General features: G+C 44.4%; 9 protein-coding genes. 1 reads left to right on the plus strand and 8 read right to left on the minus strand.

The window, feature by feature from the left end:
- The first annotated feature begins 30 nt into the window (after positions 1-30).
- On the plus strand, positions 31-711 hold the full coding sequence (locus KCTCHS21_RS27560; protein WP_130615419.1) for a DNA-binding response regulator: 681 nt from the start codon (positions 31-33) through the stop codon (positions 709-711).
- A gap of 540 nt (positions 712-1,251) precedes the next feature.
- On the opposite strand, the gene KCTCHS21_RS27565 is transcribed toward KCTCHS21_RS27560, so the two are convergent.
- The 8 genes from KCTCHS21_RS27565 to rfbD form a co-directional block, all read right to left on the minus strand.
- Positions 1,252-1,974, minus strand: coding sequence for a response regulator (locus KCTCHS21_RS27565; protein WP_130615421.1), 723 nt, complete (start codon positions 1,972-1,974; stop codon positions 1,252-1,254).
- On the minus strand, positions 1,964-3,142 hold the full coding sequence (locus KCTCHS21_RS27570) for a sensor histidine kinase (protein ID WP_130615423.1): 1,179 nt from the start codon (positions 3,140-3,142) through the stop codon (positions 1,964-1,966). The genes KCTCHS21_RS27565 and KCTCHS21_RS27570 overlap by 11 nt, the downstream gene beginning before the upstream one ends.
- A gap of 148 nt (positions 3,143-3,290) precedes the next feature.
- A complete protein-coding gene (locus KCTCHS21_RS27575; protein WP_130615425.1) occupies positions 3,291-6,086 on the minus strand; it encodes a stalk domain-containing protein in 2,796 nt (931 codons plus the stop codon).
- A 256-nt stretch (positions 6,087-6,342) separates the two neighbouring features.
- Entirely contained in the window at positions 6,343-6,696 is a 354-nt protein-coding gene (locus KCTCHS21_RS27580; protein WP_130615428.1) for an MmcQ/YjbR family DNA-binding protein, read from the minus strand.
- Positions 6,693-10,739 carry an S-layer homology domain-containing protein gene (locus tag KCTCHS21_RS27585; RefSeq protein ID WP_130615430.1) on the minus strand — a complete coding sequence of 1,349 codons (4,047 nt, stop codon included), beginning with the start codon at positions 10,737-10,739 and terminating at the stop codon, positions 6,693-6,695. The genes KCTCHS21_RS27580 and KCTCHS21_RS27585 overlap by 4 nt, the downstream gene beginning before the upstream one ends.
- A gap of 135 nt (positions 10,740-10,874) precedes the next feature.
- Positions 10,875-12,077, minus strand: coding sequence for a methionine adenosyltransferase (metK, locus tag KCTCHS21_RS27590; protein ID WP_232057983.1), 1,203 nt, complete (start codon positions 12,075-12,077; stop codon positions 10,875-10,877).
- Positions 12,078-12,235: 158 nt separating this feature from the next.
- Positions 12,236-12,502, minus strand: coding sequence for an alpha/beta-type small acid-soluble spore protein (locus KCTCHS21_RS27595; RefSeq protein ID WP_130615434.1), 267 nt, complete (start codon positions 12,500-12,502; stop codon positions 12,236-12,238).
- A gap of 113 nt (positions 12,503-12,615) precedes the next feature.
- Entirely contained in the window at positions 12,616-13,473 is an 858-nt protein-coding gene (rfbD, locus tag KCTCHS21_RS27600) for a dTDP-4-dehydrorhamnose reductase (protein WP_232057984.1), read from the minus strand.
- Positions 13,474-13,476 lie beyond the last annotated feature (3 nt).

Here is a 13,476-nt window from a genome sequence, read left to right on the forward strand (position 1 = left end):
TGGCTATTTTATTTTAGGGAGGAATACATAGTGGACTTTGAGACGGCTTATTCTAAATTTAAGGAGAAGCACAAAAAAGCAAGACACGGGGAAAGCTTACGCAGACTAACTGAAGGACATGGACATGGCGAAAAATTATTACTCCAAAACATATGGTGGCCAGCGTTCCAAAATTTTGACAACTTATATCCAGAATACGAGGTGAGTGACTTTAAGGATGGGACAAGATTTTTAGATTATGCTTTCCTATTGAATTATGTGATGTTGGATATAGAATGTGATGGCTTTAATCCTCATGCCAAGGAAATCAGCCGCACCAAATTCTCAGATAATCTTATGCGACAAAATCACCTCATTCTCGATGGATGGAAGGTTCTGCGTTTCTCTTATGATGACGTTGTTGAACGTCCGCGGATGTGCCAGCAAGTCCTTCAACAATTTATGGGCAAATGGATTACTGTTAAAAAGGGGGACCAAGTCGCAAGTTTGTCTGCAGAGGAGCGAGATATTTTGCGTATGGCATTAAGGCGTGGGAGAATCGTACGACCAGGAGACATCTGTCACCTGTTAGCGGTAGAAAATCAGAAAGCTAGAAAGCTCCTCCAAAGCCTCTACAGAAAACAACTTGTCACGCCTTCTGGGAAGGGCATTGATCGTATTTTTAGTTATAGGCTTGCTGAATCTGTAACCTCAGACGACCTCGGCTTGTGAAACAACAATGTAAAACATAGTACTTGGACTACAGGCGGTCATTGCATGGTTCATTAGCGATGCAAAACATCGTATTTGGACTGCACACGGTCACCGCTTAGTTCATTAGCGATGCAAAACATCCTTGTCTTCAATAAAATCAGTGGCATTCGGAGAAAAGTGCTCCAAGTAGAATGAATTACATCGCTATCGTGCATAGAGATTGGATAAATAATGGAGATAGCGATATAAAACATCGTATTCAATATTGGCGGAGGAAAAAGTTAGTTTTATGGCGCGTTTGCTTCGGGAGGGGACGGACTTTTGGCGAGACCGTTGTTCGGCGAGTTAGCCATTGTTCGGCGACTCATCCATTGTTCGGCGACCCAGCCATTGCTCGGCAAGTTAGCCGCTGTTCGGCGTGGCGATGGCCTGAGCGGACGATCACTCGTGATAAGAACAATCACCAAACAAAATTCGCGACTACCTGGGTCGTTGAAAGACCGTGGAGGCGCGAATGATGATTAAGCATTATGTAGTTGGTACTTTAGTTTTAAGTTACTAGAGTGTTACCCAGCCGTATTTGATAGAGGTGATAACGGCTTGTGTGCGGTCGTCAACTTCCATCTTCTGCAGAATGCTACTAACGTGATTTTTGACTGTTTTTTCGCTAATGAAGAGGTTTTCTCCAATAGTCTTGTTACTCTTACCTTCAGCCATTAATCGCAGCACCTCAGCTTCCCGACGAGTAAGCGGATTGTTGCCACGCGGTATGAATTTCGTAACCGTCTCACGACTAGCCGCAGCACCCGATGTTGCACCAATTTCGTCCAGATAAGTCATCCTGCGAAGCTGATTGATTAATTTTCCTGTCACCTTAGGATGGATGTAAGCATGCCCTTCCGCAACTGTGCGAATAGCATTGATAAGTGCCTCGGCTTCCATGTCCTTCAGCAGATAACCCGTCGCGCCCTTGCGAAGGGTTTCGAACACATAGCTCTCGTCATCGTGTATTGATAGAATAATAACTTTAATTTCCGGAAAAATATCGCGAAGTCGCTCTGTTGCTACAACACCATTTTCCGTAGGCATGTTAATGTCCAGCAACACGACGTCTGGTTTCTCATGATTACAGAACTCCAACACCTGTATGCCGTCGCCACACTCGCCAATGACTTCTAGATCGTTCTCCATGTTCAAAATTCGTTTCAGCCCTTCGCGGAACAGCTGATGATCGTCGGCAAGGAGTACTTTAATTTTACGAACCGCATTTTTATTCTCCATGTGCGATTAACTCCTTTCCTGATTCAGATTTAATGGGAACATTGATCTTTATTTTGGTGCCTTGCCCAATGATTGATTCTATGTCCATTTTCCCCTGCAGTAGCTCAACTCGCTCCTTCATCCCAATCAGACCAAAATGCGAATGGGTTTTCGCGCGGGACTCCACTACATCCAGATGAAAGCCGACTCCATTATCCTCTATAGTTAGATATACGGTTTCTTCATTAAAGGTCATTTCCAGAGATACAAAAGTAGGCTGAGCATGTTTTAACGCGTTGTTATAGCCTTCTTGAACGAGTCTGAACATAGCCGCTTCCATTGCACTAGGTAGACGCTTTTCCTTACCTATAGTCTCAAAAACAGCCCTGATGCGAGTCTTCTCCTCAAAATCCTGCACAAACTTCCGCAAAGTCGGAACCAATCCCAAATCGTCCAATGCCATCGGTCGGAGGTTAAAAATAATTTTGCGAATATCCTCCAGCCCAATACGAATTTGCAATTTCAAATCGATCAGCTCGTTTTTAACAAGCTCCATGTCTTTCGTATCTAACAGCCGCTCCGCAATCTCCGTGCGTAGCACTAGATTAGCCAAGGACTGGGCTGGGCCATCATGGATTTCCCGAGCAACTCGCTTACGCTCGTCTTCCTGTGCCAGAATGATTTTAAGTCCAATTAGCTGACGGTTTTTCGCCGATTCTAGAATCCGTGTTATCTGATTCAAGTCACCAGAAAGATAGTCAAGCACGACACTCATCTGAAGGTTGATCGTATCCGCTCGCTCAATGGAAATCTCCACATTTTTTACTCGGTGCTGCAGATCGTCACGACGTGTTTTCAGGTAGCTCTCCTTCTCCCGATAAACCATCAGGTCCAGCTGAAATTGAGTCGCCTTCTCATAGGCTGACTTAATATCATGCTCGGAGAAACGAACGAAATCACGGCTAACCTCAGTTAACCGTATTCTCGCAAGCCGATAATCCCGCTCCAACAGATCTACTTTATCAATAGTATCCGACGTTTCTCGCAGTACCTTCTCCAGCTCAAGAGTTAAGGCAAGAAGCTCACGACGGGCAACCTCGCAAATTTCAAAAACCTGAACCTTACTATCTTCCATAACAGAGATGGCATTCTGGATTACACGATCTATTTGGTCTACATGATAATCCATATTGACGTCTCCCTTATGATCTTTAACGCCTGCTTATATATGTGTCATTCCCATAAAATCAAGGCCGCCCAGCGTCTTCTAGCAATATTCCCATCATACCATAATTATTAGTTTCAATGAGAGGAGGTTTAGGACTTTTGATATAAAATTAATGAATTGTAATGGTTTTTGTTTTGCTTACCCAGTCTACCTTCTGACCGAGCTGCTCTGATATGACGCGAACAGGTACATAGACACTACCATTAACAATGGTAGGTGTGACGGTAAGTGTTTGACGCACGCCATTAACCGTCATTTTATTACTACCTACCCACAATTCAAGCATGGTGTCGCCTCTTAGAATCGTAACTCTCTTAGATTTATTATCCCAGAGAACCTGAGCTCCAAGCGAATCCGCAACAAACTTAAGTGGAAGGAAATTCGTGTTCGTGCCTTGCTGCATGAAAGGAGCCCCTGGCAGTGTAACCTTCTTCCCGTCAACCTTCGCTTGTTTACTGCCAACCGTCATAACGATAGTCGAATTAGTAACTTTAATCCCTGATGGCGGATATTGCAAGGCGAGATTATCAAAAGCGAGTTGGCCCTGTAACGCACGTTCGTCTTGGTCCTCCTCCGCATTAACAATATAAAGCTTTGTCAGCTGTGCCGGACCCTTTAATCCTGCTGCAGCTAAGTCTACACGGATATTCTTCCATCCCATCCAGTCAATCTTATCGGCTATCGTGGCGTATACCGTTTTACCGTTCACATCTGTAAACTCCGCCCTCAACCAGTTATAGCTCTGATCACCTAGTACATCGAGAGTAAGTGCGCTTGGCGTTCCCGTTACGGTAATCCCTTTGCCATCATTAAGAACAGCATTAGCATATCGTTTGCCAGCGCCTACAGTGAAGTCATAATCCATTAATAGAACATTGGAAGATTCACGTCCCTGAACTCCCGTTGTAATGGATGTATTTCCTACCGTTTCCTTCGGTGTTGCGGTAAATCCAACCTTATAAGAAACCTTCTCAAAGTCCTCAAGCGGTTTCTCAGTTCCTGAAGCGAGCGCAGCTACAGTACCGAAGCCATCATATCTGGCTACAGCATACCCGGCAGTAATGTTACTATTAACTTTATCTATCGTTATTTTCCCATTGCTAGAGCTCCCCGTAAATCCATAGAATTCCCAAGCTACTGAAGATGCTGGTAGTGACAATTGACGCCCGTCCGTTAACTGAACCTTAACCGGAGCATTAATGGTCATCCCTGGCTTTAGCAATGTTGTGCTCGGCTCTACGATAAGCTTCGATATCTGAGCCTCTCCAATTACCTCAATTGGAATAGTATCTGATGCACTGCCCGCATTAACGCTGAGCTTTGCTGTTCCGGATTTAGACGCGAGGAAAGTGCCCTCTGTGAAAGCCCCCAACGGCTTGTCGATGCTCCATGTCGGTGTTAAGCCACTCGGATCAATCGGATTGAAATAGTTATCGTAGGCTTTCAACGAGAAATTAGATTGTTGGCCTATGAACAAAGTTTTGGATCCACTCGCTACTATCCCCTTAATCGTGCCTTGTGGGGCAATGGTGTAGACACCAATCCCATTGGCTACCTGACGTTGAGTCGTTCCATATGACGTAGGGTGCGTTAGCCCAACTTGAAACTCACCTAGTGGACGGGAAACCATCGTCGTTGAGCCGCCACCATCAAGATTTACTGCTTTCCAAGCTCCTAACTGGAGAAGCATCTGCTGCAGTACCTTGAGAGTTACACCTTTACGTCCCCCATTCTCCTCAACGGTAACCAAATACACCGTGGATCCATCCTTAGAATATCCGACAGCTGTACGGGCTCTATTGGCACTACCACTGACACCATCAATATCCCTTGAGAAGGCCGCTGCAACACCATTATCTAGCAAAAGCGTATGTCCGCTTACCATCATCTGAAAGCTAGATTGATCATAGGATTGACCACTATTATTTGATTGGAGCGAGTATTCCGTAGTAACTTTGTCACCAATAATAAGATGCGACTTGATGAAATCTGTTGCTGTCTTATTACCACTTCCACGTAATATATAGCCATTCGCAGGAATTGCCGTCTTAATCGGCGTACCAATTGAAACTTCGGTTACATTACCATCCACTATTAAAGCCTCACTAGGAATTGTACTACTAGCAATTGGCCTCTCAGGCGCTGTCCAAGCACTAGTATACATATATAGGGTATCGACATGGCTATACGCTCTATCAGGTTCTGTGCGATAGGCAGACTTATTTAATCCTGTTAGTTTAAACGTTGTTCCGTCTGCTGCTGTAACCATTCCAGAGAAGCTAAAATTGTCGATAACCGGTTTACGGTCTTGGGTCACTCCGAAGGTATACATTCCCTTCAATTGCTCGCTGCTTACTAGAAGCTGGCCGGAAGTAATCTGTGCTCCCATCGGAACGGCTTCTGTCGTAATTCCTGTTCTGAAAACATCTCCATTAATACCGGCAACAGCTCCGGTTTCTTTAGACATTGCTCCGACGGATTGTTTGGCCGTAACGCTGCCTTGGGGTCCGCCCATCGCGTTTAGCTGTACGTAGGGATTTGTTAGATCAATTTCTAATACATGAAGAACCTCCGTTGCTTTGGTCGCGTTGGAAGGTACCCAGTTATAGTTTACCTGACGGGCTCCAGACGTAACCATAGTTTCGGATTGCTTTACTAGCTTGTATGTAACAGCAGCAGGGGCTGTAGCAGCAGAGACGTGCGAGATTGAGGTTAATGGTGAGAAAGAGGTGAATAGGTTTAATGGTGCGGTGAACACCAATACCCCCGCAAGAATGGGAACAATAATGCGGAATCGTACACTTTTATATCTAGATTGATTCGGTTTTTGAGACGGAATTAGGGTAGTTTGAGATGAAAATGATTTCTGCTTACTACGGGATGAGTGAGATTGTTGTGGTGGCATGTAAGTCTCCTGCAATTCTATTAGTATTTGGCCGAAGCGTCGCAGCTCCTATAAAGCTCCTACTCTATTAGACTCTTTAAGAGTCAAAAAGTTACACCTCAATAGAGATTGTCATTAAAAATTAATATACTGCAAATATGACTACTATTTGCTAGATTTGTCGGAATAACGGTGTTTTGCGAATATAGTGCTGTAACTTTTACATTCTGAATAACGTAAAAAAGCGGCAACCATCGCCGCTTTTCCCCACTACTATTTATTTAAGCTCTGCACGTTCACGCTTAGTCAGCTTATTCCATACGAGCTGATAGGAATGCTCGAGCATAGCATGCACCTCACTATCAGGCACACCACCATCAAACACTACTGTATTCCAGTGCTTCTTGTTCATATGATAGCCCGGTAGGACAGAGCCGGGATATTGTTGCCGCAGTAGCCATGCTTCTTCCGGCTCTACCTTCAGATTAACACTTTCGTGCTCACCTGTTCTGCCTAGCAAGGCAAACATTTTACTTCCTACGAACAACACCGGTAAATTAGGATCGAAGGGGTAATGCAAACTTGAACCTACCCATTCCAATCCTGCCTCCATTATCTTTGCATGGTTCATAGGAAATCCACGTATTCCAAAAATCTCTTAATCATAATTGCTGCCTCTGCACGAGTCGCATTGTTTTTTGGATTGACCGTCTTCTCGGGTGTCCCTTTAATAAAGCCAGCTGTTACACTAATGGCCATGCCATCCTTGGCCCAGCTGCTAATTTTGGTGCGATCCTTGAAGCCATTAAGGGCAGTACTCGTTGCCGTCTTGCTCACTCCCGCATACTTCATCGCTCTTACTAACATCGTAGCCATCTCCTCACGGGTAACAGGAGCTTCCGGACGGAACTTCCCGTCTGTTCCTCCCTCTACAATACCCGCATCGCTAACGGCACCAATGTAAGCAGCAGACTTATAGTTGGAACCAACATCCTTAAACTTTGCTGCGGATGCACTAACGCCATTAAGACCTAGACCACGTGCAATAAATACCGCAAAATCTGCCCTCGTGATAGCCTTGTTAGGAGCAAAGCTTGTTAGGGAGGGTCCATCTACAATGAACTTAGAGGCTAACTGGGATACATCATCTCTAGCCCAGTGCTTAGCCATATCTGTATAGGTTATATTGGCACGAATTGCCGCGTACACGCTATTACCTTTTCTCATAAAATCAACCTTGACGCTACCGTTGGAATTGCTAACCTTAGACGGTACATAAGTCACATCACCAGAATCACTATCCATACGTACGACGGCAATATCGTTCGTAGCACCTACCGACGAGGGAAGGACAAAGGTTCTAGTGACATATGCTTCATAAGAGTCGATCTCCCTTTCTCGTCCACCCGCAAGTATAATCGCTGTAAAATCAGCAGGAGTCACAAGCATCTGTGCACCTTTGCCACTTAGCTTGGAAACAAGAGGGGTGCTAGGCGTCTTCTCAATATTGAGTAATAAATACGCTGCAGACACGTCCCCCCCAGTCGCTTGAAGCTGCTTACTGTAGTTAATTGCTTTAAGCGGTAACGTGAACTGCAAATCTCCAAAATCTAAACGGATTGAAGCATTGGCGGATCGTGACGCCGCATCCATAATCGAACGCAGTGGAATACCTACCAAAGCTCCCGCTTCAGTCGTTGGAACCTTGAAGGTTACCATTGGTACAGTAACTCCAGCCGTTGTTTTAACCAAGTCGAAAGCAGAAATTAGTTTATCTCCATTAATCATATAACGGTTCGCCGATCTTCCTGAAGCTGTCGCTGCAGAAACGACTGTTGCAGCCTTTGCATTGATAAACCTTAGTGCTCCCGCTCCGTCAGTTTCTAGGTAATCTGGTAAATTACCTATCACAGCAGATCCGCCTTGGTTGGTAACTGTTAAATCATTAAAAACGGCTACCTGCTGACTCAAATAATCCTTTAACGTTACCCCTGTACTACTGTAGCTGACAGTAACACGTTGTCCTGCTTTAACGGCAGAGGAAAGGGTTAAAATAACCTGTGTTCCTGATACAGAAATGTTTGTTACCGGAACGGCTACACCATCATACTTCACAGTGTACTGAGTAATATACGGTGTTGAGTAAGAGCTTAAGTTAGTTGAATAAACAATTGATAATTGACTATTTGATATATTCAGCGAAGCGACCTGCGCCACTGCCCCCGCTGCACCTGAATTGAAGCTGTGACCGACAATAGCCAAGGCGGGATTACCCGAGAGATCAGATATCCCTGGACTCCCAGGGTAATAAAATAACTGTACAGGAACATTGCTAGTTACGCTTTGAGACAATAGCAGCTCCACCGTATTGTTGACGATATTAACAGAAGTAATTATAGCCGCTGTTCCACTTATCGTTAATGAAAAACTAGATTTAGGAGGGATCGTCGTTGTATTTAGTCCCTCATTGTAGGTCAAGATGACTTTATTGCCATTCAGAGTAGCCGAAACAAACTGCGGCTCCGTGGTATCAAGAACATTACGAATATAATAATCGGTAAAGGCCGGCATCAAATTTCCATTCTGGTCCCTAATGGGATTAGAGCCTGGGGTATAGCTGATAGAAACAGGCTGGGGGCTAGTCGATGTAGTATTTAACGTCAAGCTTAAGACTGTTCCGCCCAACGTAGAAGCATTGAAGGCTAGTGGAACTCCGCCCTGCTTAACTACGAATTGATTGCGGTATTCTCCAACAGGAGTCGTTAATGCACGATTAAACATCAAAAGCACTGAGCTTCCAGAAAAGATCCCGCTTACCGGCTTAGGCAACGCTGTATCTGTGGTATTGGTAACAGCGCGATTAGTAAATCCAGCCGCTTCATTTCCTGCTACATTTTTCAACCTTTTGTCGATCGAAAAGCTATCCGGATAATAAGAAACTTTAACTGACTGTCCCGCTAAAACAATACTTTGTAGCACTAACCTAACCTCATTATTAACGATGCTCACGCTCGTGACAGGACGCGCTACATCATTAACCTGTACATAGAAGTTACTACCGGACGGAACTTTGGTCGAATCAAGATTTTCGCTATAGGTAAGTAATATAGTAGAACCATCTATTGTTGAGCTGCTTATTGTCGGAGTACTGTTATTAGCCGTTTGAAAAGTCCATTGGTAAGGATTAGCTATACCCGCAAAAGCATTGCCGGCTAGATCAGTTATTAAATTCACGGGAACAAGCACAGAGTACAGGGTTGAGCTACTCAATTTGGAGTTACCCAAATTAAATAGTACCCGGCTACTATTAGTTGGGTCTATAACCATTTTCAAATCCGTCTTATAGGTTTGGTTATTCTGCGGAAACACTTGAGAGGTTGGATTGGCACCCACAAGCGCAACAGGTTTATTAAATGTCAGGCTCAACTGAGTAGTTGATACACCCACAGTTGTTACGCCTACTGCAGGTAAATACGAAACGATAGTAGGCGGTGTCGAATCGACAACAATCTTAAATCTCCATGTAACTCCATCGAAATAGTTACCGCTAGCATCACGGAACACATCATTCGCAATGGATATTGATAAGTCTAGATTATTAGTTAATTTAGGACACGAAGATGTGGCTAGGTTAATAGATATTGAAGAACCACCTGTAGTAGTACTATCTGCAGGTATGGTGCAAAATAAGGCATTGTTAGCTGCATTAAGAATAACTAGACTTTTATTAGCATTAACGAACACTGGCTTATCAAAGGTTAGAGTGAATTGAGTGGTCTTAATATCACCCAAGGTTCCATTATTAGCTGGATTAAATACTACCGCCTTAGGTTTGGTCGTGTCCAAAGCTGGCTTCGTTGTGAAGGCCCAGACACCTACTGCTGTGATTCCCGCATAGGCACCATTATCTGCATCCTTTAATGCCCCTGGATTAATTAGAACATAATATGACGTATTATAATCTAACCCCTTTAATGGAGCGCTTACTCTCCAGTTAGAGCTAGGGCTGGCATCCACTGGAGCAATAGTCACTTCATTAGAAGCAATGTCAATGGATTGGACAGTGACGTTGTCAGCTGTCCGCTTAACTTCGATATATCCTGAAGTCCCCTTAAAAATCTTGCGAGTAAAATCGAAAGATAAATTGCCGGGTGCAACCGGATCAACCGCATTCGCTCCCTGACGCGGACTGAAATTTGATGCTACAGGAACAAGCTGTTCGGCTCTAAAGGTCCATTGCGAGGTTGTAAGACCTTGATAAGACCTTCCAGTCGCATAGCTTATGATCGCAGTACTAGGAACAATAACATAATAGCTGTCCCCGGAATTAAGAGTGCTTGGCTTAATGACAATAGATGTATTCTCATTATCAAGCTGGACTGTGTTCACATCCGTAACATTATATTTCCCAACAAGAGTTCCATTAGCTAAATAGAGATCAATAGTGCCTGTCCCTCGAATTATCGTCTCATCGAAGCTGAGCTTGAGAAAGGTATTGGTAACAACAGCAGTGGCGCCATTACTTGGAGTCATTCCAGTAAGCTGAGGACCATTGTCTCCTCCTAGTGCCCGCACCTCAGAACCAACTGGGGCAGCAGCAGCAACCATTACTGACAGACACTGGACGACAAGTGCAACAATTAAGGTAAGTGAAAGAGTTCGAATACGTTGCAACAAAAAAACCTCCCGAAAATAAACAATCTTGTACTTATTACTTCGGCTTAATAGTGGAACAAAATTAGTGTTTTGGACAGAAAAAAGCACAATGCACCTAGCTTAGCGGTGCATTGTGCATTAGAAATCAGTTTACTATGCTTGAGCGCCTTGTTTCAAAGCTTCAACTCTGTCCAAGCGTTCCCACGGAAGATCAACATCCGTGCGACCAAAGTGGCCATAAGCTGCAGTCTGACGATAAATCGGGCGACGAAGATCAAGCATTTTAATGATACCAGCAGGACGAAGATCGAAGTTATTAACGATAAGTTCAACAAGCTTCTCTTCCTCAACTTTACCAGTACCATAAGTATCAACGTTAACGGAAACTGGACTTGCTACACCAATGGCGTAGGCAAGCTGAATCTCACATTTATCAGCAAGACCAGCAGCAACAATGTTCTTCGCCACGTATCGAGCAGCATATGCCGCGGAACGGTCAACCTTTGTAGGATCCTTACCAGAGAAAGCACCGCCACCGTGGCGAGCATATCCACCATAAGTATCAACAATGATTTTACGGCCAGTTAACCCTGCATCACCTTGCGGTCCGCCGATAACGAAACGACCTGTTGGATTAATGAAGAATTTGGTATTCTCATCTAGCCACTCAGCAGGAACCTCCGGATAAATAACATGCTCGCGAATATCACTTTGGATCTGCTCCAATGTAATATCCTCGGAATGCTGTGTTGAGACGACAATCGCATCCACACGAACTGGTTTACCATCTTCATATTGAACGGTTACTTGAGTTTTACCATCTGGACGTAAGTAGCCAAGTGTGCCATTTTTGCGCACCTCGGCCAAGCGACGGGACAAGCGGTGAGCTAATGCAATCGGAAGCGGCATTAGTTCCGGTGTTTCATTCGATGCAAAGCCAAACATAAGACCTTGATCCCCTGCACCGATATCCTCATTCTCTTGCTGAATATCTTTGCCATCACGGCTTTCCAGAGCTGCGTTAACGCCTTGCGCAATGTCAGCAGACTGTTCGTTCAGTGATGTTAATACAGCGCATGTGCTGGAGTCGAAACCATATTTAGCACGTGTATAACCAATTTCCTTAATCGTGCGACGCGCGATGGCGGATATATCTACAAAATCAGCTTTACTGCTTATTTCACCTATAACAAGTACAAGTCCAGTAGCTACGGATACTTCGCAGGCTACACGAGCGTAAGGGTCTACTTCTAGGAAAGCATCCAATACCGCGTCTGAGATTTGATCGCATATCTTATCCGGATGGCCTTCAGTGACCGATTCGGATGTGAAGAGATGCCGGCCTTTTATCGACAATTTCTCCAACCTCCACATATAAAAAAATCAACCTTTTCCAATTGGAAAAGGCTGTTAATAGAAACCTTCGATTAATAATGATACCGGAATTGTCGAGGGGTGTCAATGTATGTCAGCCTATCTTAGGGATGAAACAGGCTGCCATTCTTTCACATTTGCTACACGATTGTTTGTTGCGCTTGTCGTATTAAACGTTGCGTAATTCCCCCACCAAGTGCCCCAGCTTCCCGGGACGAAAGATCACCGTAGTATTGTTTACCATAGCTTACAGATCCTATACTTCCCAGCTCTCCAGCAAATTCCGTATCCAGACCTCCGGTTGAATACTGATTAATCGGTACACCGAGCTCCGCTGCAACCTCATATTTCATCTGCCTCAACGCATTTGCGCACTCCGGTACAACTAATTTGTTGCTTCTCGCCATGATGTCAGCCTCCTTGAATGTAATGATCCTAGTATGTGTTGGCTCAATCGATTCAAGGCGTATGACATTATGGGTCTTAGGGTAAAATGTGGCTTTCTTAGTATACTACTAGATCATGTATCAAGTTCCTTCAAGAATGCTTGAAGCCCCTCCCGCCAAGGACGCAAATCTGTAAACCCATTCTGACGAATAGCCGAATGATCCATTACCGAGTAAGCAGGACGGGGCGCAGGACGAGGAAACTGCTCTGTTGTGCATGGTTCTGTTCTCATGGCTAGGTTACTCTCTTCAAAAATCGCTTGAGCAAACTCATACCAAGTACAAGCTCCAGTATTCGAAGCATGATAAATACCATATGCTTCTGTTTGAACAAGGTCAATAAGGAAACGTCCTAAATCGTACGTATACGTAGGAGAACCAAACTGATCATGAACAACGGATACCGAGTCACGTTCCGAAGCTAGCTTTAGCATCGTTTTCACAAAATTATTACCGTATTTTCCATATACCCAGGACGTTCTCACGATAAAATAACGATGACCTAGCGATTGCAGAAGCACCTCTCCCGCTCGCTTAGACTTTCCATATATCGACTGAGGATTAGTATTGTCATATTCGTTATAGGGCTGTGAAGCAGTTCCATCAAAAACATAGTCCGTGCTAATATAACACAGCTTTGACCCATGCTCATTAGCAGCAAGGGCAAGATTACGCGTGCCTAGGGCATTAATTCGATATGCCTCATCCGATTCTGTCTCTGCTTTATCGACAGCGGTATAAGCTCCTGCATGAATAATTGCATCTGGGCGAACGGTAGCAACCACTTCACGACATTGTAATAAGTTAGTCACATCTAGTTGTGTACGGACACACCCGATAATGTTAATCCGCTCATCTCCAAGCCTAATCAGCTCTTGTCCTAGTTGTCCGTTGGCACCTGTAACTAGCAGTGTAATCTTGCCTTCGTGCATTTG

It is taken from the genome of Cohnella abietis (genome assembly GCF_004295585.1).
Classification (GTDB): Bacteria; Bacillota; Bacilli; order Paenibacillales; family Paenibacillaceae; genus Cohnella; species Cohnella abietis.